Below are 21,288 nucleotides of genomic sequence, written 5' to 3'. Positions count from 1 at the left end.
AGAGATATAAGGCGCAGGTCAGCAATGAAGTGAAGGCTGAAACGATAATTCAGGATTTCAGAGAAAGGTTACGCCGGTGCACAATTGCAGCCCTTTGTCGTCAGCGCAGGCGCTCAAGGAAGATAGAGACTAAATAGTGCGCCCCCCAAGGGGCCGCCATTGCTGATCTCGATACGTCCATGCATGCCGTTGCGCTGATGCAGCTCGGCAATACGCGCGGCGAAGTACAGGCCCAAGCCAGTGCTGCCACTGCTCTGGTTGATGCCCTGCACGTAATCGGCCTGACGCTCGATCATCTGCCGCGGGTAACCGGCCCCATCGTCATTGACGCACAATACCAGCTGCCCAGCCTCCTCACGGACGCTGATCAACAGGGCATGGCGGGCGTAACGGATGACGTTGTTGACGATGTTGGCCACCACCGAGCCGATCAGTTCCCGATCAAAGAAACCGAGGGGGCTGAAGTCATCGACTTCATAGGTCGCGACAATGCCACGGCTGCTCAGTACGTCCTGGTGACATACCAGCTGCGCTTCGATGAAGTCATCGAGCTCATGGTAATCAGGCTTCAACGGCAGCTGGTTGACGCCCAGTTTGTACAGGCCCAGCAACTGCACCAGCATGCCATTGAGGTGAGCGAACTCGTACTCGATAACACCTTGCTCGCCGGTTTGCCGCTGGGAGTCAGGCAACCGTGCGAGCCACTGAGCGTGGGCCTGCATGAGCATGGCCAGGGAGTTCTTCATGTCGTGTACGGTGGAGGCAATCACCGTGGAAAAGTCGAGCCCCTTGTCACCGTCATTCATTCGCCAAAGGCCTTGCTTCGCAGCTTCTGGTAACGCGGATAGCGCGCGTCGCTCTCGGGCATCATGCCAACCATTTTCAAGCAGGCCCGGCACTCTTGCAGCAGTGCCGTGTCGAGACTGGCATCAGCCCCGTGCAACAGCGATTGCGCCATGTTCAGGGCGATACTGATGTTTTTCGGTTGCAGCACCAGCGCGCGACGGAAAAGCTCCCGGGCTTCGGCCAAAGTACCTGCCTTGTAACTGCGCACACCCTGGCGGTTCAGATCGGCCGCAGCGTTGCCGGAATTGAGGATCGCCGGGTCGTCGGTCAACCTGGCAATACCCTGCATCACCGCCGGGTCGTCACCATAGATTTCCGCACAGTTTTTCAGCATGGATGCACCGGCATCCGCCTGCCCCAATTGCTGGAGTTGTTTGGCAACCAACAGCGCCGCGTCGGCACTCATGAATTGCTCCATGCCCTCAAGACGGGTCATCGCCTGCTCGGTCAGCTTCTCGGCGGTTTCGGCATCGTTGAGCAGCAGGCTGGTGGCTTTCATCAGCCGTGCGCGCACCTGCAGCCCTGGATCGTTGACGTTTTCCTTGGCAACCTCGCTCAGGGTCTGATTGATCTCCAGCCGGGTCCGCGTATCCAGCCCTCTTTCACTGCCTTTACTGATCAACGCCTGGGCCAGACCGAGATTGCTCTCCGGGTCCTTGAAACGCGACTGCTGTCCCTGGGCTACAGCCTGGCGGTAGGCTTTCGACGCACTTTCAAAATCCTCGTTAGCCAACGCCAGTTTGCCGAGCAGCGATTGTCGGCGCACAGCCAGTGGCGACAAGCGAACGGCTTCCTCCAGCACACTCTGTGCGCGCCTGGAGTCTCCTTGGGCGACCAGCACATCAGCCATTCCGTCGTAGAGCGCCGGCATCATCGGGAAAGCCTTCAGCGCCGTTTCGTACAGAGTCTGTGCCTGGCTGACCTGCCCTCGCTTGAACAGCGACCGACCCAATCCCGCATAGGCCCAGGGCAAAGGGCGGTCTGCCAGAATGGTGTTGAGAAAGCGCTCCAGCGCCTCATGCTGATTAAGATCGCGCAGGGCATCAGCCCTGAACCGCAGGCACAACGGAGCAAACCGCGGATCCTGCTTGCAAAGGGCGGCGCAGGCAGCCAGGACTTCGGCGGGCTTGCCCCGATCGAGAGCTTGCAGGATCGGCTTGAGCAACGTCTTGCGCTGCACCAGCTTCTCCAGCCGCTGAGCCAAACCTGCGCGATTGAAGGGTTTGGTCAGATAAGCGTCCGGCTCATGCTCAAGGGCACTGAGCACCATGGCCTGACTGGTCTCGGCAGTGACCATGACGAACACGCTTTCATGGCTGATCAGCTTGTCGACCATCAGGTCTTCGAGCACCTGCTGACCGTTCTTCCTGCCGTCCCCAAGATGGTAATCCTGCAGGACGAAGTCGTAGCGCTTCTGCGCGCACATGCGCAGCGCCTGCTCACCCGTGTCGGCCGTGTCTACGTCCTTCACACCCAGCTCGCGCAACATCGACCTGACTGAAGTGCGGAAATCAGAGAAATCATCGACGATCAAAAAACTTTTTTGTTGGTACGCCAGCATCGAAGATTCCAGGCAAATAAGAAGATGAACCCAAAGGAAAATGCAAGGACGAGCTCAGCTTCGCTGCCCATTTCGGCGCGCAGATGATAGCCAGTAGCCATGAGCCATCAAGCAATTTTACACAAACCTTCAATTACGCTTGCCTGCCGCACGCTTTGGGCTAGATCTACGGGTTTCCCTGGCACTGGGGCAGCTAACGAGGAGAACTGCCCATCGGGTTATCGGCCACTTGCCGCGTTCCCTTATAGGTACCGAGCAAGTAATCGCCTATTTACCTGGTGCAGTGGTGCGACTCGACTCAACGGGAGCGGATCAATGCCGCTTATGCGACACCTGCACTACCTAAACCAAGCAAAAACCGACCCTGGAACCACGATGAGTACGCAGGAGGCGGATAGAGTCTTCTTTCCAGGGGACTGAACAGGCGCCTTCATAGCAAAATCAGCATGAATCATGCCTCGTCGAAAATTCAGCTACCAGCTATCAAAACCCCGCCAACCCCACGATTCAAGACTCGCATTCCCAGCCTGCCAAGACGGTGATATCATTTTGGTGCGAGCGCAGAGCATGCTGACTCTCCCTTTAGACGTTAAAAAACGTCAGGAAATTTATATTTGATCTGCCAATCCATGAGGATCTCGCTCAAGGATATGTACCTGAATGACGTCAAGGATTGAGCAACTGATGCAGCCGTTTAGCATGTCTCCCGCAGTAATGATCAACAGCCTTCGTGTAAATCGAAACTTGATCCACGCCTTGATCCACAGAGAAATAGTCGGCCGCTACAAAGGTTCGATGCCCGGTATTTTCTGGTCGCTCTTCACCTCCGTTTTCATGCTGCTGGCCTGGCTGGCATTCTACGTGGTGCTGTTCGGGTTTCCCCCCGTAACCATATTTCATTTACCGTTAGTACTTCACCCCCTTGCACTGCTGACACCTGGAGTCTCCTGGCTCCTCGCGTCACTAAGCGTGTACCTGCGTGACATTGGCCTGTTCGTCGGCATTATTACCATGCTCATGCTCGTCCTCTCGCCAATTTTCCATCCTCTCTCGGCGCTCCCGAAAAACGAGCATGCCGCCCTGCAGATGAACCCGCTAACCCTTCCAGTAGAAATGGCTCGCAATGCCCTTTTCCGGGGTACGGCTCCACATTGGGGTAGCTTGGCCGGTTATACGGCCGTAGCTCTATTGGTTGCTTGGGCCGGGTTCGCCTGGTTCCAGAAAACACGAAAAGGCTTTGCCGATGTCATCTGAAGTTGCTATCCAGGTCGAACAACTCAGCAAGCTCTATCATGTCTATGAAAAGCCCGCACACCGTCTGTTGCAGATGCTCTCGGGACGGCGCAAGCAGTACTTCAAAGCTTTCCCCGTGCTAGACGATGTCAGCTTCGAGATCAGAAAAGGCGAAACGGTTGGCATCATTGGCCGTAACGGCAGTGGTAAGTCGACTTTGCTCCAGATGATCTGCGGCACGCTTAATCCAAGCAGTGGCCGCATTATTACCAATGGCCGTATTGCTGCACTGCTGGAACTGGGGTCTGGATTCAACCCTGAGTTCACGGGCCGTGAAAATATATATCTTAATGGCGCATTACTTGGCCTTACCTCCGCCGAAATCGACCAGCGCTACGCGGCTATCGAGGCTTTCGCCGAAATTGGCGAATACATCGACCAGCCCGTCAAGAGCTACTCCAGCGGGATGTATGTTCGCCTGGCGTTTGCAATCCAGGCCAATATTGATCCAGAAATCCTGATTGTTGACGAAGCCTTGGCGGTCGGCGACGCTTTTTTCGTTCATCGCTGCATGGACCGCCTGCACCAACTCCAGGAACGTGGCACCTCCATCCTGCTGGTGACCCACGACAGCATGCTGGTCAAGCGATTCTGCGACCGGGCAATTTGGCTGGATCAAGGCAGGATTCGAAGCATCGGCGCTTCCAACGAGGTCGTCGACAGTTACCTGGCCTGGCTCTTTCAAATGCCCGTTGCCACTCCAGAAACGGAGCTCGCCCCTGCCCTCTTCTCGTCCTCTAACGGCGACGAAGAACATATCGCCAACATTGACAGGCGTCTGGGAGACCAACGCTGTCAGATAATCGGTGCACGCCTTTACGATAAAGACCGAACGCCGACCGACGAAGTGCAAGGCGGCTCAGATGTCATCCTTCGATTCACCGTGGCCAATGCCAGCCTGACCCCGGATAACTCGCTGATATTCGGCTATATCGTCAGAAACTTCAGAGGCGAAGAAATAGCTGCAACCAACACCCGACTGGAGTGCATGACGGCAGAGCGATTCACCTCTTCTGGCGAGCGCATGACCATCGAAGCGCGCATCCACATTCCCCTCCTGCACCCGGGGCACTACTCCATAAGCGTCGGCGCTTCCTATGAGCAGGACGGTGGGTCTCAGCTAACGCTGGCGGATCGAATAATCAATTCAATTATCTTCAGCGTAAGTTGCCACAAGAAAATCAGCACAATGACCTGTTTCGATACCCAATTCAGCGTCCAGCGGGCATCGCAATGTTCATAATATTTGGCAGCCCACGCTCGGGCACGACATTCCTCAAAGAATCGCTCAACCAGAATCCGGCAATCGTTATTCCACACGAAACCGACTTCATTGTTCCACTCGCGTTCTTGATCGACCGTATACCTAACGCTCAAATCGGTCGCGAGCTGGTTGCAGAAATGATTGTTTCGACCAAGGACTTCGCTGCCAGCATTGGCTGCCACCTGAGCCCCAGCGAGGTCAAGGCATGTATTTACAACGCCGACTATAAGGTGCCTGCGATACTCGAAAGCCTGTATGCGTCAATCGCTCAGAAGACCGGTGCCATTATCGCTGGCGATAAATCACCCAATGATCTGGGTTCGCTTGGAATTTTGCGTAATACCCAATTATTCAAATCGAATATCAAACTGATTCATATCGTCCGTGATGTGCGTGACGTCGTGTTGTCTCTGCAAAATACATCCTGGGCACCGCAAAACATTGAGATGACGTTCCCCGGCATCTGGAACACGACCAACCTCAACTTGCAACGCTTTGCCTCACAAAATCCTGAGAATTACTTTTTTCTCCGTTACGAGGACTTCATCGAAGACCCCGCAACAATGCTCAAGCAAATGTGCAACTTCCTCCAGGTGACATTCGACTCTCGGATGCTCGACTGGAAGAGTTTCGGTAAAGACCTGCGACACCTGCCACATCATCAGAACCTTGGCCAGCCACCAATGAACGGCCGTTGTTACAACTGGAAAAGTCTCGGCGATGCATCCTGCCACCCTTGGGCAGAAAGAGCCCGGGAGGCGCTGCAAGAGTTTGGCTATGAACTTGCGCCGGCAATGTCCAGCGACTCCGCAAAGTAAAACCCTTGCCCACCAAAACTTAATTTTCAAAGCGCGCCCCCGTGACCATAGCACCTATCAACTCCAAGCCGACCGCAACAGCCAAAGGGACAGAAGACCGCATGGAACAGATCGACCGCCTTGTTGATCGCATCGAAAAACTGGCTCTTTCAGCAGAAAGCAAATCGGCCGAAGGCCTGCATTTAGTCAAAGAGATCGAGAGCAGAGATCGACTGCTCTGCGAGCTACGCGCAGATGAACAAGAGCTTCGCAATCGTCTTTCACTTCAAGGCCGCGAACTCGAATTGCTGCTAGAACAGCACGCACAAATCGAGGCTCAACTGCAGACGACTGAGCAGCAGCTCAAAAATGCCGAACAATTGCTCCAGGCGAAAACCAGCGAAGCCGTGGCCATTTCCGATTGGGCAGTCGACTTACGCACAAAGCTGGCCTTAAAACAGGCGGAATTGGTCAAGCTCTCGGACTGGGGCAGCACCATCGAGCGCACGCCGCTGCGTTACTTCATACGCAAACAGCTTTTTAAATGGTCGCGCAGAATTTACGCACTCCTGCCGCTCACACCCGCTCAAAAGAGCAAACTGGCACGTAGTATTCGACGCTGGTTGAAAACCAGTACAGCAACATCCGCCGAGTCATCTTCGTCGTCAAAAATCACGACGCTGCCGAGCGTACCGCCTCAAACAAAAGTAAATGTACAGTCTTCAGCTGCACAGCCTGTAGTGCTGATGTTCGGCGTCATTGACTGGCACTTCCGTATTCAACGCCCGCAAAACCTGGCCAAAGAGCTGGCGAAAGCAGGTCAGACGACGTTTTACATCTCAAATAACTTTCTTGATGACGATGCCCCGGGCTTCGAAGTAGAAAATCTGGATGAGGCGAGCGGACTGTTCCAAGTCCGCCTGAAAGTCAGCGGTGCACCACCTATCTATTATGCGCCACCCTCAACCGCAGCGATCTCGCAACTATGCCAAAGCCTGGCGCTGCTCATGCAGTGGGCGAATGTCGATGCCGTGCACTGTATTGTCCAGCATGCCTACTGGTTCCCACTCGCAAGGCGCATTCCCAACTCCACATTGATCTATGACTGCATGGATCATCATGAAGGCTTTGGCAACGTCGCTCAGGAACTGCTTGATCTCGAAATAGCCTTGATGCGCAGAGCGGATCTGCTGGTGGCAACGTCCGACTGGATCGAGCAGCACGGCAAGCGTGAAAACCGCAATGTGGCGGTAATCCGCAATGCCGGTGAATACAGTTTCTTCAGCCAGCGACCAGAAAACATCTACCAGGATTCCGAGAATAGAAAGATCATCGGTTACTACGGAGCCATTGCCGAGTGGTTCGATCTGGACCTGCTCAAGCAAATCGCCCAATCCTTCCCACAGCACCTGATATTGCTGATTGGCAACGATACGGTAAACGCCAGGAAATACCTCAAGGCCTACCCGAATATCCTCATGGAAGGAGAAGTCCCCTACTCCTCCCTCCCGCACTATCTCCATGCCATGGACGTCTGCCTGCTTCCGTTCAAAGTCATTCCTCTGACACTGGCCACCAACCCGGTGAAGGTCTACGAGTACTTGAGTGCAGGCAAACCCGTGGTTTCGGTGAAACTGCCGGAGCTCAGCCAATTCGGAAAACTGGTCAAGACAGCTGAAAACCCTGCCGATTTTGTCACGGCAATAGATGAGGTCCTGAAAAGCCTTCCGGAGCCAGAGTCTGCGCTTCAGGCACGTCAATTATTTGCAGAGGGTCAGACCTGGCAGCATCGAGCCGTAAGCCTGCGTCAATCGATCGATACACTGCCAATGCCCAAAATAAGCGTCGTGGTGTTGACCTACAACAATCTGGAGTTGACCAAAAACTGTCTGGACAGCCTGGTGACTCATAGTAACTATGCCAACCTTGAGATTATCGTCGTCGATAACAACTCCAGCGACGATACCCCAGCGTTCCTGAAAGCCTGGGCCGAGGGGCATTCGAACCGAATCATCATCCTCAATCACGACAACAAGGGTTTCGCCGCAGGCAACAATCTAGGTCTTGCAGCGGCCAGTGGTGATTATCTGGTTATCCTGAACAACGATACCGTTGTCACCGCTGGCTGGGCCAAGGGTTTGATGCGCCACCTCCTGGACAACCAGGACATCGGAATCGTTGGCCCGATCACCAACAATATCGGCAATGAAGCACGAATCAGTACCCGCTACACCCAGATAACAGACATGCACATCGAGTCTGCCGAAATCACACGCGCACGGATGGGCAAGTGGTTCGAAATCAATACATTGGCATTTTTCTGCGTCATGTTCCCGCGTTCGACCTACGAAAAGATCGGTGGCCTTTGCGAAGAGTACGGACTGGGCTTTTTCGAGGATGACGATTACTGCCGCCGTGTGCAGCACATCGGTATGCGTGCGGTCTGCGCCGAGGATGTTTTTGTTCACCACCATTTGTCTGCCTCGTTCAATAAATTGGGAGCAGAGAAAAAACAAGCGCTCTTCGAAAAGAACAAAGCGATATATGAGAGCAAGTGGGGGGCCTGGACCCCGCACACGTATCGAGACGCTTGAAAAACTGTTCAAGCGATTTGTACACCATTAACGGCTGAACACCAGAGACAATATTTTGCACAGAGACAGCATAAAATACGCAGTGATACTGGCCGTTTTATTGGCAACTACTGTGGTCAGTGTGTACGGATTTTCGACTTTCGAAATTCCCCACCGGGACAAGAACATCCTGGCGATAGTATTGTCGGCTTTATGCTTGGCCGCCCTGACTTTCTTTACCCGCCGCTCACCGATAGTCCTCGGTGCCGGGTTGATAGCCTGTGTCTCAATTGCCTGTGGACACGCGTGGCCGATCATTGTCGTGGCAGTGTTCGGTCTTTCCTCAACAGTGCTCGGCAGATGTATCCTGGGCCACAGGATCTCCGCCAGTTGGCCAACCCACCTCCTGATCGGAGCCGGCGCGTTCGGCACATTCACAGGCCTGGCAGCGTATTACACGATCAACTACTCCTGGCTTTATTCTGCAATGCTTTTGCTTGCGCTTTTGTTGGGTAGCAAACACACCGCATCGATTTATCATGAGCTGCTTATTCGAATACGAACCGCCCGTTCTTCAGGAACGGTTACCTGTACGACGCTCGATATTTTGATCTCCAGTTTCGCGTGTTTGTACGTATTGATCGCGTTCATGCCAGAGATCGGACATGACGCTTTGGCCATGCACCTATTCGTCCCCTCCCACATGGCCCAGCAGCATAAATGGGGGTTCGATGCACAAAACTATGTATGGGCGGTAATGCCCATGCTCGCTGACTGGATCTATAGCATTGTTTACATGCTGGCCGACGAGACTGCGTCGCGCCTGATCAACTCCGCATTCATCTTGCTCGTTGCGTGGCAAGTCAGGGAAATGGTGATCTGGGCAGGAGGTACCGCGACCAGTTCCCGCTGGGCGATGCTTATCTTCCTGTCGACACCACTAGCCTTTGCCGAAAACAGCAGCCTGCACATCGAGGGTGTGTGGACCGCTTTTGTCATGGCCGGAACACTAGCAATACTGAAAGTTTCAAGTTCGACCCCTGACGCCAGGGAGCGACTGTCGCACCTTCTCCTGGCAGGTGTCATGCTGGGCTTTTCGCTGGCGGCCAAGGCCGTGACGCTGAGCGTTCTTCCTGTCCTTCTAGTTATTCTCTTATCGCAATACAAAGCCTGGGCCATACCGGGAGTCATCCGGACCATCCTCCTGGGCAGTGTTTGTTTGATACTGGCGGGTGCTATCCCTTATGTCTCCGCGTGGTACTTGACTGGCAACCCCGTCTTCCCGTTTTTCAATGCCATCTTCCAATCTCCATTCTGGCCAAGTCAGAACTTCGATCCCTCGGCGACCTTTGGCACCGGGGTTTCATGGGATACGCTCTATCGAATGGTCTTCAATTCAAATCGATACATTGAAGGCAAAATCGGCGCGGCAGGCTTCCAGTGGCTACTGCTCCCCACCGCCGCAGTCGCTCTCGTCCTGAGTGGCAACAGAAACGCTTTACGTATCCTGCTTATCGGCGCAGGAGCATTGATCATGACGTTTCAGTCCACTGCGTATCTACGTTATATATTCCCTTCTTTCGCACTACTGTCAGTCGTACTTGTCCTGCCCTTCTCCGACACCAAAATATTTCCCAAGACAGCAGGAATTATTGCCGGGATCCTGTTGATCACATCAAATATGTGGTTCCTCCAAGCGGCCACCTATTATGGTCAGCTAGTGCCGTCCGCCTTGCTCAGTGCCACAGGTCGTGATGCCTATCTGTCTGAACGCTTGCCGGTACGGAAAATAGTCGACATTGTCAACGCACTCAATACAGAACACCGTCGCGTTGCAGTCTTTGCGTCCCCATTGACGGCGGGATTGAACAGCGATGCCCTTTACGCATCCTGGTATAACGTAAAATGGAAGGCCGAGTTCGATGCCGCCATCACTGAATCCCAACTCGCGCAGTTATTGCTGAGTCGCCAGGTCGATTGGCTGATCATCGATTCCTCGCAACTCCCTGAGGTTCAACTTAACCGACTACTCAAAGTGTCCTCCCCGGTCGCAACATTGACTGGAATCGAACTACGGAAATTCAATGATGCCTATCGCTACAGCCAGGAACGCTTGTTGAATACGGAGCTTTCCAACCTCGATGGCTGGACGCTGACTTCTCCATCGAGCTATGACGGCGCCCGGAAAATTCTTACGGTTAGTGTGAGTACACCCGCAATTCAGGCCGTCGAAGTGACGCCAGGACAAAGCTTTAAGAACAGCGTGCTCGCGCGCTGCTCTACCGCACCGGCACCAGGGCGAATTCAAGTCAACTGGATGGATGCCAAAGGCTCCTTCATAAGGGCCAGTATTGAGACGTTTGACTGCAAAACAGAATGGACAACTCATGAGATGACGGTAGTTGCACCGCCAAATGCTCATTCCGCTGTCATTTATGCTTCAGGCCATACTGAAACTCCATTGGAGTTCAAGTCACTCTCATTCAGACAATAGTCAGCGATATCGATGAACTTAAAAATAGAGCTTTCCACTGAAGAACAGCGTGTCGCGGTAGTGATCCCAAGCTATAGAGTAACCGCACACATAGCGGGCGTGATTGAAGCGATAGGCCCCGAAGTATGGCGTATCTATGTCGTGGATGACGCCTGCCCGGATGGTTCCGGTGGACATGTAATAACCTCTTGTTCCGACCCCAGGGTCAGGGTGCTACCCCATGACTTGAACAAAGGCGTGGGCGGAGCGGTGATGACCGGCTACCGAGCAGCCATTGCCGACGGCGCAAGCATCATTGTCAAAGTGGATGGGGACGGCCAGATGAATCCGGCTCTGATCCCGCTCTTCATTGAGCCCATCCTGGCAGGGGAAGCTGATTACACCAAAGGCAACCGCTTTTTTGATCTGGAGGAAGTTCAATCAATGCCGCGCGTTCGCCTCTTCGGCAACGCCGTATTGTCGCTGATGGCCAAACTATCAACAGGCTACTGGGATCTGTTCGACCCCACCAATGGCTATACCGCGATTCATCGTGACGTGGCAAAACTATTGCCTCTCGATAAAATCAGTGAACGCTATTTTTTCGAGACTGACATTCTATTCCGCTTGAATACCTTGCGCGCCGTTGTTGTTGATGTACCAATGGAAGCCAAGTATGGCGAAGAAGTCAGTAATCTTAAAATCTCGAAAATCATCGGCGAATTTTTGTTCAAACACAGCAGAAATTTTGCCAAGAGAATTTTCTACAATTACTACCTGCGGGATATGTCTCTCGCATCGATCGAGTTACCGGTTGGAGTTTTGATGCTCTGTTTCGGTCTGATCTTCGGCAGCTTTCACTGGTCTGAATCCGCTAACAATGGCATCCCGACGCCCGCTGGCACGGTCATGCTCGGTGCGCTTCCCATACTCATGGGATTGCAGTTGATTATGGCATTCCTTGGCTATGACATCGCCTCCGTTCCAAGCAGGCCCAGACATGCCAAACGCCGTAACGTAAACCTGATGCGGGAAGACACTAAATGAAAGCGCTGAGAGACTTTTTGTCGGACCCTTCGCTCAAGACACTAGACGTCGATGGCGCCGAACGCCTTGAACTTCATGAAAAGGTTCTTCAGCGTAAGCGAATGCTGCGTGAAGTATTCATTGAGTTCCATCATTTATTTAATCGTCTGGCAGACCGTTACTTCAAGGTCGAGGGCCTTGAAGTAGAGCTTGGCGCCGGCATTGCCCCCATGCGCGACTCTTACCCTGAAGTATTGGCCTCGGATATTGTATACGCCAAACACCTGGACCTGGAGCTGAATGCCGAGTCGATGAACCTGGATGATCAGTCGGTCAAAGCATTTTACGGGCAAAACTGTTTTCACCACTTCCCTCATCCCGACCGTTTTTTCGCGGAAATCGACAGGACATTAAAACCGGGTGGCGGAGCAATCCTGATCGAACCTTTTTATGGTCCTTTTTCAGCCTTTATCTATAAGCGCCTGTTCAAATCCGAAGGGTTCGACATGAACTTTGAGTCGTGGGAAACACCTGCGACCGGCCCTATGAACGGCGCCAACCAGGCCCTCAGTTATATAGTCTTCGTACGAGACAGAAAGGCGTTCGAACTCAAACACCCTACCCTCGAGATCGTTCATCAGGAAATATGCGGTAACTACCCGAGGTACCTGATCTCTGGCGGGCTAAACTTTCGCCAACTGCTACCTGACCCATTGATTCCCTTGATAAAAGTCGTCGAAAAAATGCTTTACCCTTTAAGGCGTATTCTCGCACTCCACCACATCGTCGTTATCAGGAAAAAATCTTGACGTTTATCAAGTACGGTGTCATCCAGCTCTTGGCTTATGCCTTGGATATGGGATGTTTTCTCTTATTGATTTTATTATTCAAGGATGAGCCGATTCTGGCCAATATTGCCAGCAAGCTCATCGCGGGAGTCTTTGCGTTCTTTTTACATCGACACTTTACGTTCAAATCGACCAGCGGCAGCAGCAAGGCGCAAGCACTTCGCTACTTCTCCTTACTCGCCATCAACCTACCATTTTCATCAGCCTTGTTTGCCGCAGGCCTGTATTTCGTCAATAGCCCCACACCTGTCAAGTTTATCTCGGACGTAGCCTGCGTACTCTTGACCTACTGGATAAGCAAACTGTTCGTATTTCATCCCGATACGACCAGGCCTGCCCCGTCCAATGACCCTGAAAGCTTATGAGCATGAAACTTCTCATTACCGGAACGACAGGTTACATCGGTCAGCGGCTGGCATCCCTGGCGATAGATAAAGGGTACGAAATCATCTCCGCTACACGAAAGCCCTGCCCCCCGGCTTATACGTGGCTGCCTTACGACCTGCATGGACAAGCACCTGAATGCCCGGCGGGGACCCAGGCCTTTGTCCACCTGGCCGCGGACACATCGAAAAGTGCTCAGATTTCCTCGGAAGACGAAGTACAGGCGGCACAAGCGTTGATCCGCTGCGCCACACAAGTCGCGGCCAGGTTTATCTTCATATCCAGCCAGACTGCCGCATGCGAGGCCCCTAGCGCTTATGGCCGAACAAAGTGGCGCATCGAGCAAGAAGTACTAGCCGCTGGCGGGATCGTGATCAGACCGGGACAAGTGTATGGCGGTCCAGAGAACGGGCTCTTTGGAATGTTATCAGGGCTGGTTCGTCGTTTTCCGGTCATTCCGATACTTCTACCCGCGCCCCAGGTGCAACCCGTGCATGTCGATGACCTTGCGGCCTCGATCCTGGCCATCGTCGAGCGGGAAGATATTCGGGCAGAGACTTTTAACCTGGGCTCTGTGCAACCGGTTTCCTTTGGTCGCTTTCTCATGTCGATCGCCGACAACCGCATAAATGCAGTTCGTCTTCCAGTACCCTTCCCGGTAGCGCCCATCAAACTGCTCGGGTTGTTATTAGGGCAATCCCTGTGCGTGAAACTTGGCCTTGACCGCATTTTTTCACTCATCAACCTCCCGCACATGGACACCGAGATATCCATGCGACGACTGGGCATTGAGCTTCGACCGCTTGCTAGTGGCATGCATCGTTCAGGTCGTGGTCATCGCAGGCAATTACTCCAGGAGGGGATTGTGCTCTTGAGTTACTTACTCAAAAGCCCTCCGGAACAGAGCCTGGTTCGTCGTTATGCAAACGCCCTTGAGCGCACAGGCAGAACCCAAAAGGTAATCAGCTCACGCTTGATGGTGCGATGGCCGGCTCTCCTGGCCCTACTCGATAATCACAACTTCCTGAACCAGCCTTATGGTCGGGAATTATCCTGGCGGCTGCAGGTTGCAGTCAGCATCGCCGAGGCCAGCCCTCAGGGCGCAAGCGTATTTCTAGGCCCGCTGCAACAAGGCAACTTCTTCACGACCCTGATATCGCTGGGGCTGACCGCGGCTAAAGAGCTTACGTGGCGGATATTCGCCCTGCTGTGCCAACCCTTTGCTCGTCATCTATTTCTTGAAAGTGAAATCAAGCGTGAAGCCTGAGTTCGATGTAATTATTGTAGGTAGCGGCCCGGCTGGTACGTCTGCCGCCTATCCGCTCGTTAAGGCCGGATTGAAAGTGCTCATGGTGGATGCCCAAGCCGCGTCAGGCTCATCCGCCGTGCCGACCGCCCCGTACCTCACCAGCCGGTCGAACGACAAGCATCAGTGGAAATGGATGATAGGCGAGAACTTCCATGCCTTGACCCAGCTGGATGCCGTGTCCCCCAAACTGAAAACCCCGACCCATGCCCATGTCTTTCAGGGGTTCAGTGCAGCCAATCACATAGAAGTGAACAACTTCATCGGCATAGGATCACTGGCAACCGGCGGCTTGTCGAATGCATGGGGCTGCGGTGTCGCACGCCTTCGCGCCAGTGACTTTCCTGGACTTTCCATCGATTACACAGAGCTGGAGAAGTCCTACGAGACAGTCTCCCGGCGTATGGGCATCAGTGGCCAGGTCGATGACGACCTCTCAGGCTATTTTGGTCTTGATGAGTGGTCACAGCCACCATTGCCTCTGGATAAACTGCACCAACGGTTGCTCGATAACTATACCCGGCGCAGACAGGCGTTCCCCGACCTGGGTTTTCGCCTTGGCCGCTCGCGGGTGGCAGCCTTGAGTCAAAATCTGGAAGAACGAAAAGCCTGTGATCTTTCTGGAAACTGTCTGTGGGGTTGTCAGAATCAGGCGCTGTACTCCGCCTCCCTGGAACTTCCGAAGCTCAAGCAGTACCCAGGATTCCAGCACGTCCAGGATTTTTTGGTGGACGATCTCCTTAAGCAGGACGGCTCATGGACGATCACTGATCAACGTTCATCCAGGCGTTTTTCCGGCCAACGACTTCTACTGGCTGCAGGCACTCTGGCGTCGACCAGACTAGCCCTCAAGCACCTTGACTACACGCTACCGCTACCGCTGCTGTCGTCGCCGACAGCGGCCTTCCTGCTGTGGCTGCCAAGAATGTTGGGAACCCCTAGAGTTTCGACATTTGGCCTGGGCCAGTTGTCGTTCTCACTTGATATTGCTTCAGGCACTACAGCTTTCGGTTCGACTTTCAGCACTACGGGCTTGCCGATGTCCGAGTTCGTCAGCCGTGTTCCCATGAGCAAGCGCTACAGTGTCGAACTGCTGAAAAACCTCCTCAGTTCTTGCCTGGTCGGAAATATCTTCCTTCCAGGCCACATGTCCAAAAACACCGCCGTATTGGGCGCTGATGGTTCGCTGCGAATCAATGGCGGTCTGCAACCCGAGACGAACGCGATCATGAAAAGCGCCGAGGTACTGCTGCGTAAAAGCTACTGGAAAATGGGCGCGGTATTGATGCCTATGAGTTTCACCGTCGGCAAGCCGGGGGCAGATATCCACTATGCAGGAACCCTGCCCATGCACCCGACCCCCAGACTTGGACAGACAGATATTTTTGGAGAAGTGGCAGGACTCCCCGGCGTACACATCGTCGATGGGGCTTGCCTGCCAAGCCTTACAGAAAAGTCGCACACACTAACGATCATGGCCAATGCGGACCGGATAGGGCGCTCACTTGCAACACAGGTATAGGAAGTAGAAAGGAATGACCCACAAGGTACTCTGCATCATCGGTACTCGCCCTGAAGCCATCAAGATGGCTCCCGTGATCAAGGCCCTTCAGGCCGAAGGAAATATCAATTGCCGGGTGCTGGCCACGGCCCAGCATCGCGGCATGCTTGATCAGGTGCTCGAATTCTTCGGTATTACTCCCGATATAGATCTGGACATCATGCGTCCCAATCAGTCGTTGACGACGCTGACCGCACGGTTGCTACTGGATCTGGATGTCGTCCTGCAATCCGAGAAACCGGATGTAGTGCTGGCTCAAGGTGATACGACAACAGTGATGAGCGCGGCATTGGCCTGTTTCTATTTGCGGATTCCCTTCGGTCATATCGAAGCTGGCCTGCGCACCGGCGACATGCACAACCCATTCCCCGAAGAAGCCAACCGCGTGATCGCCGGTAAACTGGCCCGTTGGCATTTCGCGCCGACTCAGGGTTCCATGGACAATCTACTGCGTGAAGGCGTAGCCCCAGCGGATATCACCATGACGGGCAATACCGTCATCGATGCTTTGCTGATGACTGCTGCACGGACACTGCCGCTCGATATCGACCTGGATTCGAGTAAACGTCTGGTTCTGGTGACGTCCCATCGTCGAGAAAATTTCGGCGAGCCGTTCCAGAATATCTGCCAGGCACTGAAAACGCTGGCTGAGCAAAATCCGGATATCCAGATTCTTTACCCTGTGCACCCCAACCCAAACGTCAAGGATGTTGCCTACCAGATACTTGGCCGCACACCCAATATCGTTCTTTGCACTCCGCTTGACTACGCACCGTTCATAGCAGCGATGAAACGCTCTTATATGATCATCAGCGACTCCGGTGGTGTGCAGGAAGAAGCACCAGCGCTCGGCAAACCGGTTTTGGTACTGCGCGAAGAAACCGAACGGCCGGAAGCCGTAGACCTTGGCGTGGTCAAGCTTGTAGGCGCCAATCGCGACACCATCGTCGAACAGGCGCAGCGCTTGCTCGACGATCCTGAGGCTTACAAGGCCATGGCTCGTGGAGTTTCCCCTTATGGCGATGGCAAGGCGGCAGAACGCATAGTCAGCGTGTTAAGGCAGCATTTCCAATAATGCGAATGATCTACCTCTCGCCAGTTCCGTGGGCCAGCTACAGCCAGCGCCCGCATCACTTCGTCAACTGGCTGAACAGTCAGACAGGAGAGCCGGTGCTGTGGGTGGACCCCTATCCGACACGCCTGCCGTCGCTGCACGACTTCAGGTCCAAGCCGCCTGTTGCCGACCAGCAAAGCGTTGCGGTTCCATACTGGCTGCAGATATGTAAACCCCTGGCGTTGCCGATCGAGCCCATTCCGGGCTCGAGCATCATGCAGAGGCTGCTCTGGCGCGATATCTTCAAGAAGACCGCAGCGTTTTCGGCTGGTCGGCCGTGCATGATTTGTGTCGGCAAACCATCCGAGCTCGCCCTGCAACTCTTGGCGCGCATGCCAGACAGCTATGCCGTCTATGACGCCATGGACGATTTTCCGGCCTTCTATCAAGGGCTTTCACGACGCGCCATGGAGGGACGCCAGCATCGACTCATTAGCCGGGTGTCTAAAGTACTGGCGTCTTCCACCGCCATTCGCGACAAACTCCTGGGCAAAACTGACAAGGTCGAACTGGCCCTTAATGCTTGTGATATGCAAGAAATTGCGCCCGTCGAAAGCCTCGATCTGGGCACCAAGCAGCGAATACTGGGTTATGTCGGTACCATTGGCCATTGGTTCGATTGGGATCTGGTCATCGCACTGGCGCGAGCCAATCCTGAAAACCGGGTCCAGTTGATCGGCCCCGTATTCACCCCTGCGCCGTGCACCCTGCCCACCAATATCGAGTTATTGCCTGAGTGCTCATATACCGATGCCATAGCGGCCATGGCCGCTTTTTCGGTGGGATTGATTCCATTCAAACTCAACCGCCTGACCGCTTCAGTCGACCCGATCAAATACTATGAATACCGCTCCCTCGGCCTTCCGGTCATATCCACCCATTTCGGTGAAATGACGCAACGAGGCAAGGAGCCTGAAGTGTGGCTAGTCGATGACCAGTCCGATTTACACAACATCAGCCTGGAAGCTCTCAACTTCCAGAGCAATCACTTGAGCATTCGCCAGTTTCGCCAGGATAATCTTTGGTCGACCCGCTTTGCGGCAACCCGACTACAGACACAAGCACACGCGGTGCTTACTGTGCCGGGCTCAAGTACGCAACGGAATGCCATATGAGTACGCGCGCTCAGCATCACTTGGCCAATAAACGTTTCCTTCAGCACTCACACTGGATTTAGCTATTTCATGGCAGACAAACACCCCCCCCTCCTGGTTTGGCATGGCAGTCAGGTCACACCCGAGGACCGTCGGCAGTTGCTGACGCAGAAGCCGATTACGATCTGGCTCACGGGACTAAGTGCTTCAGGAAAGTCCACCCTTGCTTTCGCCCTTGAGCGGAGCCTGATGGACAGGGGACAGCTGTCTTTTGTGCTCGATGGCGACAACGTCCGCCATGGACTCAATAACAACCTGGGATTCAGCCCTGAGGATCGTGCCGAAAACATCCGTCGGATTGCAGAAGTATCGAAGTTGATGAATTCGGCCGGCATAATTGTCATCGCTGCGTTCATCTCACCCTTCAACCATGACCGCAACCTGGCACGCGAAGTCATAGGGACCGAGAGCTTTCGCGAAGTGCATGTCAGTACCTCACTGGCCGTCTGCGAGTCCCGGGACCCTAAAGGGTTGTACAGCAAGGCAAGAGCGGGAACATTACCGGAGTTCACCGGTATCTCCTCCCCTTACGAAGCCCCTGAGCGTCCAGATCTGAGAATCGACACCGATATCTCGACGCTGGAAGACTCAGTGGATCAACTGCTCAAACTGATTGACTCGTTCTATACCTCAAATCAATGATCCAGAAGCCCTGAAACCTGCCGATAATGCCCTTGATGACTCCGTTGACCCTGTTGACAGAGGCAACAATCGACTTTCAGTTGACTCGGTCATAAACGGCCCCCTCAAGCGTCCCTTCCCCAGGAACAAAACAAGCATGACCCATGCGTTCGAAAATCTGCTGGTTTCCTCGCCCAATGGAGGTGGGCTGCTATTTATCCACCATGGCCAGGTGTTTCGTCTGGATGACATCAACACGACAGGTATCAGCCTGAGTGACGGCAAATTTTTGAGGGGATTGCAACCAGAGGGTTTGGTGTTTTACCAGGGCAACCGCACCACACAAGACTTGGGAACGCCGATTCATGACATCCATGATGTACTGATCGCGGCCCCCGCTCTTTATGCGGTGGGCACAACAGCCAATGAAATCGTGCAGCTAGACATGAATGCGGCAGAGGTTCGTAGCTGGCGATTTCCTGGTGAAGACGATGCACGGCATATCAATTGCCTGACACAGTGGAATCAGCACATCGTGTTTTGTGCCTTCGGTGATTTCACAACACACCGTCAGTACAAAGGTCAAACGGCTCAAGCCGGCTTCGTCCAGGACTTGCACACTGGAGAGCGCCTGATCGAAGGACTGTCACAACCTCATAGCTTGATCGCCTTTGGTGACAACCTGTTGCTCGCCAACTCCGAAACCAGAGAGCTACGCGAATACGACATCAGCGGGAGCTTGTTGAGAAGCAAGACGCTGGACGGGTACACCCGGGGTATCTGTATTCAGGGCAGCACTCTGTATATCGGCCTGAGTCGCTCACGCAATATCGATAGCAGCGCAATAGTGAACGCAAATCTGGTTGCGCTGGATGCTCAAAGTTGGCAGGAAACAGGCCGTATAGAATTACCGGTATCGGAAATCTACACCGTACTTGCCGTCGACGAACCTGACGCGCTCCCAGCCTTACTCGCGGGGATCAGCCAGCGCGCAGCAACTGATTATCGTCAATCCATAAACTCACGTGACGCACAAATCCAGGAGCTCGCGGAAAAGGCCGAACGATTCAAACTGATGAGTGGGTCGCTTGAGGAACATCTCGACACTCGAAATAAACAGTTTACCGAACATGTCGAGGCGTTGACCGAGCGCGATGCCCGCATTGCCGAGCTACTGCAGGCAAACGCATTACTGATACAAAAGCTCGAGCGCTACGATGCTCTCCATGCTGAAGATCAACTCAAGCTCGCTCAGAATGCGTCAAGCATCAAACTGCTTGAAGATGCACTTCAAGAGCAGTCAAGACAGTCCGCAGCCCTGCAAGAGCAATCCAACGATGTCTCTCGGCAACTGCTTGATGCCGTCGTTCAGATCCAGGCTCAAGAACAAAGAACTCAGAGCCTGGTCGCCGAAGCAACAGACAGGGAAAACTTTGTAGCCGAGCTCAAAGCCAAACACGATGTCACTCAACAGCAACTGGATCAGATCACTGAACGGTCCATGGTAAAGAAACAACAGCTCAGTCAGCTGTCGGATGTGCTTCAGGAAAAAAATGATCAGCTGGACGCCGCTCGTGCTTTGTTAATCGATGTGACTCAGCAAAAAGATGAACAGCTGGAAGCGGCTCGTGCTTTGTTGATCGATGTGACTCAGCAAAAAGATGAACAGCTGGAAGCGGCTCGCGCTTTGTTGATCGATGTGACCCAGCAAAAAGATGAACAGCTGGAAGCGGCTCGCACTTTGTTGATCGATGTGACTCAGCAAAAAGATGTACAGCTGGAAGCGGCTCGCGCTTTGTTGATCGATGTGACTCAGCAAAAAGATGAACAGCTGGAAGCGGCTCGCGCGTTATTGATCGATGTGACTCAGCAAAAAGATCAGGAGCTGGAAGCGGCTCAAGGTTTGTTGGCAGAACGTGATTCGCAGCTGAAGATCATCAGCCAAAAGCTCGAAGATAGCGAACAAGTGGCCCAGCGATTACTCAACAGCAGCTCCTGGCGGCTGACACGCCCCATCAGAGGCATTCGACGCTGGCTGAGACTTTAGCCTACAACACTGAGACTCAGAGGCGTTGTGCGTCTTACTCCAGTGAACAGGTCTGAGAGCCAGAACACAGAACAGCTACTCGAATAACACGATCATCAGGCGACTATTACCCTTCACGCCAAGATGGTCGTGATCGGCAATCTCGTCATCGATAAAACCGATTTCATTTATATACAGGCTTCGTGCCCCCGTCTGTCTCTCCCGGCTCTTGACCTGACGGCGCATTATCAGACCGCAAATACAAATCCGACTGCTCTGAAATAACGTCCATACGTGTAGGGGCAGCCGGTCGACGCCCGAGTGCGCGCCATGGCGTCTTCGAAATCGCCATCGCGAGCCAGCTCGCGCCGACAAATCGCGCGCAAAACAAAACCCCTACCTGCGTACGCAGATAGGGGTTTCGGAAGTTAATCTTGACGA

The 21,288-nt window shown here is 53.7% G+C and carries 17 protein-coding genes; 14 read left to right on the top strand and 3 right to left on the bottom strand.

Annotated elements, in window-relative coordinates:
- Window positions 1-113: 113 nt before the first annotated feature.
- Window positions 114-806, bottom strand: a complete 693-nt coding sequence (locus AC07VR_RS25805; RefSeq protein ID WP_494993649.1) for a sensor histidine kinase — start codon at window positions 804-806, stop codon at window positions 114-116.
- Window positions 803-2,407: a response regulator gene (locus AC07VR_RS25800; RefSeq protein WP_495012965.1), complete on the bottom strand. Its 1,605-nt coding sequence runs from the start codon at window positions 2,405-2,407 to the stop codon at window positions 803-805. Before AC07VR_RS25800 ends, AC07VR_RS25805 begins: the two co-directional genes overlap by 4 nt.
- Before the next feature lie 684 nt (window positions 2,408-3,091).
- Between AC07VR_RS25800 and AC07VR_RS25795 the strand changes: the two genes are divergently transcribed.
- The 14 genes from AC07VR_RS25795 (at window position 3,092) to AC07VR_RS25730 (ending at window position 20,868) form a co-directional block, all read left to right on the top strand.
- The gene (locus AC07VR_RS25795; RefSeq protein ID WP_495012964.1) at window positions 3,092-3,661 is read left to right on the top strand and encodes an ABC transporter permease; all 570 of its coding nucleotides are present in this window, start codon (window positions 3,092-3,094) and stop codon (window positions 3,659-3,661) included.
- On the top strand, window positions 3,651-4,943 hold the full coding sequence (locus AC07VR_RS25790) for an ABC transporter ATP-binding protein (RefSeq protein WP_495012963.1): 1,293 nt from the start codon (window positions 3,651-3,653) through the stop codon (window positions 4,941-4,943). Before AC07VR_RS25795 ends, AC07VR_RS25790 begins: the two co-directional genes overlap by 11 nt.
- Complete coding sequence (locus AC07VR_RS25785) at window positions 4,934-5,782, top strand: sulfotransferase family protein (protein ID WP_495012962.1); 849 nt, start codon at window positions 4,934-4,936, stop codon at window positions 5,780-5,782. Before AC07VR_RS25790 ends, AC07VR_RS25785 begins: the two co-directional genes overlap by 10 nt.
- A gap of 101 nt (window positions 5,783-5,883) precedes the next feature.
- Entirely contained in the window at window positions 5,884-8,355 is a 2,472-nt protein-coding gene (locus tag AC07VR_RS25780) for a glycosyltransferase (RefSeq protein ID WP_494993644.1), read from the top strand.
- A 55-nt stretch (window positions 8,356-8,410) separates the two neighbouring features.
- Window positions 8,411-10,828 carry a phospholipid carrier-dependent glycosyltransferase gene (locus tag AC07VR_RS25775; protein ID WP_495012961.1) on the top strand — a complete coding sequence of 806 codons (2,418 nt, stop codon included), beginning with the start codon at window positions 8,411-8,413 and terminating at the stop codon, window positions 10,826-10,828.
- Window positions 10,829-10,840: 12 nt separating this feature from the next.
- Window positions 10,841-11,854, top strand: a complete 1,014-nt coding sequence (locus AC07VR_RS25770) for a glycosyltransferase family 2 protein (protein ID WP_494993642.1) — start codon at window positions 10,841-10,843, stop codon at window positions 11,852-11,854.
- On the top strand, window positions 11,851-12,642 hold the full coding sequence (locus AC07VR_RS25765; protein ID WP_495012960.1) for a class I SAM-dependent methyltransferase: 792 nt from the start codon (window positions 11,851-11,853) through the stop codon (window positions 12,640-12,642). The genes AC07VR_RS25770 and AC07VR_RS25765 overlap by 4 nt, the downstream gene beginning before the upstream one ends.
- A complete protein-coding gene (locus tag AC07VR_RS25760) occupies window positions 12,639-13,046 on the top strand; it encodes a GtrA family protein (RefSeq protein WP_495012959.1) in 408 nt (135 codons plus the stop codon). Before AC07VR_RS25765 ends, AC07VR_RS25760 begins: the two co-directional genes overlap by 4 nt.
- 2 nt (window positions 13,047-13,048) lie before the next feature.
- Entirely contained in the window at window positions 13,049-14,332 is a 1,284-nt protein-coding gene (locus AC07VR_RS25755; RefSeq protein WP_495012958.1) for an NAD-dependent epimerase/dehydratase family protein, read from the top strand.
- Window positions 14,286-15,893 carry an FAD-dependent oxidoreductase gene (locus tag AC07VR_RS25750; RefSeq protein WP_495012957.1) on the top strand — a complete coding sequence of 536 codons (1,608 nt, stop codon included), beginning with the start codon at window positions 14,286-14,288 and terminating at the stop codon, window positions 15,891-15,893. Before AC07VR_RS25755 ends, AC07VR_RS25750 begins: the two co-directional genes overlap by 47 nt.
- A gap of 13 nt (window positions 15,894-15,906) precedes the next feature.
- Window positions 15,907-17,007 carry a non-hydrolyzing UDP-N-acetylglucosamine 2-epimerase gene (wecB, locus tag AC07VR_RS25745; protein WP_495012956.1) on the top strand — a complete coding sequence of 367 codons (1,101 nt, stop codon included), beginning with the start codon at window positions 15,907-15,909 and terminating at the stop codon, window positions 17,005-17,007.
- Between the two features lie 5 nt (window positions 17,008-17,012).
- On the top strand, window positions 17,013-18,161 hold the full coding sequence (locus AC07VR_RS25740) for a glycosyltransferase family protein (protein ID WP_494993636.1): 1,149 nt from the start codon (window positions 17,013-17,015) through the stop codon (window positions 18,159-18,161).
- 69 nt (window positions 18,162-18,230) lie between these two features.
- Window positions 18,231-18,842: an adenylyl-sulfate kinase gene (gene cysC / locus AC07VR_RS25735; protein WP_495012955.1), complete on the top strand. Its 612-nt coding sequence runs from the start codon at window positions 18,231-18,233 to the stop codon at window positions 18,840-18,842.
- Between the two features lie 136 nt (window positions 18,843-18,978).
- Complete coding sequence (locus AC07VR_RS25730) at window positions 18,979-20,868, top strand: DUF4915 domain-containing protein (RefSeq protein WP_495012954.1); 1,890 nt, start codon at window positions 18,979-18,981, stop codon at window positions 20,866-20,868.
- 163 nt (window positions 20,869-21,031) lie between these two features.
- Here the strand turns inward: AC07VR_RS25730 and AC07VR_RS25725 are convergent.
- On the bottom strand, window positions 21,032-21,288 hold a 257-nt coding region (locus AC07VR_RS25725; protein WP_495012953.1), incomplete at its 5' end, for a hypothetical protein.

The sequence above is a fragment of the Pseudomonas sp. GW821-FHT02H09 genome (genome assembly GCF_059421425.1).
The sequence above is the reverse complement of the archived record's forward strand: the minus strand, read 5'-3'. Positions and strand labels throughout refer to the sequence as shown.

Bases quoted from the DNA above. Each gene is read 5' to 3' on its own strand.
- AC07VR_RS25780 (WP_494993644.1), top strand. From the start codon at position 5,884: ATGGAACAGATCGACCGCCTTGTTGATCGCATCGAAAAACTGGCTCTT.
- wecB (WP_495012956.1), top strand. From the start codon at position 15,907: ATGACCCACAAGGTACTCTGCATCATCGGTACTCGCCCTGAAGCCATC.
- AC07VR_RS25795 (WP_495012964.1), top strand. From the start codon at position 3,092: ATGCAGCCGTTTAGCATGTCTCCCGCAGTAATGATCAACAGCCTTCGT.
- AC07VR_RS25755 (WP_495012958.1), top strand. From the start codon at position 13,049: ATGAAACTTCTCATTACCGGAACGACAGGTTACATCGGTCAGCGGCTG.
- AC07VR_RS25805 (WP_494993649.1), bottom strand. From the start codon at position 806: ATGAATGACGGTGACAAGGGGCTCGACTTTTCCACGGTGATTGCCTCC.
- cysC (WP_495012955.1), top strand. From the start codon at position 18,231: ATGGCAGACAAACACCCCCCCCTCCTGGTTTGGCATGGCAGTCAGGTC.
- AC07VR_RS25785 (WP_495012962.1), top strand. From the start codon at position 4,934: ATGTTCATAATATTTGGCAGCCCACGCTCGGGCACGACATTCCTCAAA.
- AC07VR_RS25740 (WP_494993636.1), top strand. From the start codon at position 17,013: ATGATCTACCTCTCGCCAGTTCCGTGGGCCAGCTACAGCCAGCGCCCG.
- AC07VR_RS25765 (WP_495012960.1), top strand. From the start codon at position 11,851: ATGAAAGCGCTGAGAGACTTTTTGTCGGACCCTTCGCTCAAGACACTA.
- AC07VR_RS25770 (WP_494993642.1), top strand. From the start codon at position 10,841: ATGAACTTAAAAATAGAGCTTTCCACTGAAGAACAGCGTGTCGCGGTA.
- AC07VR_RS25800 (WP_495012965.1), bottom strand. From the start codon at position 2,407: ATGCTGGCGTACCAACAAAAAAGTTTTTTGATCGTCGATGATTTCTCT.
- AC07VR_RS25790 (WP_495012963.1), top strand. From the start codon at position 3,651: ATGTCATCTGAAGTTGCTATCCAGGTCGAACAACTCAGCAAGCTCTAT.
- AC07VR_RS25730 (WP_495012954.1), top strand. From the start codon at position 18,979: ATGACCCATGCGTTCGAAAATCTGCTGGTTTCCTCGCCCAATGGAGGT.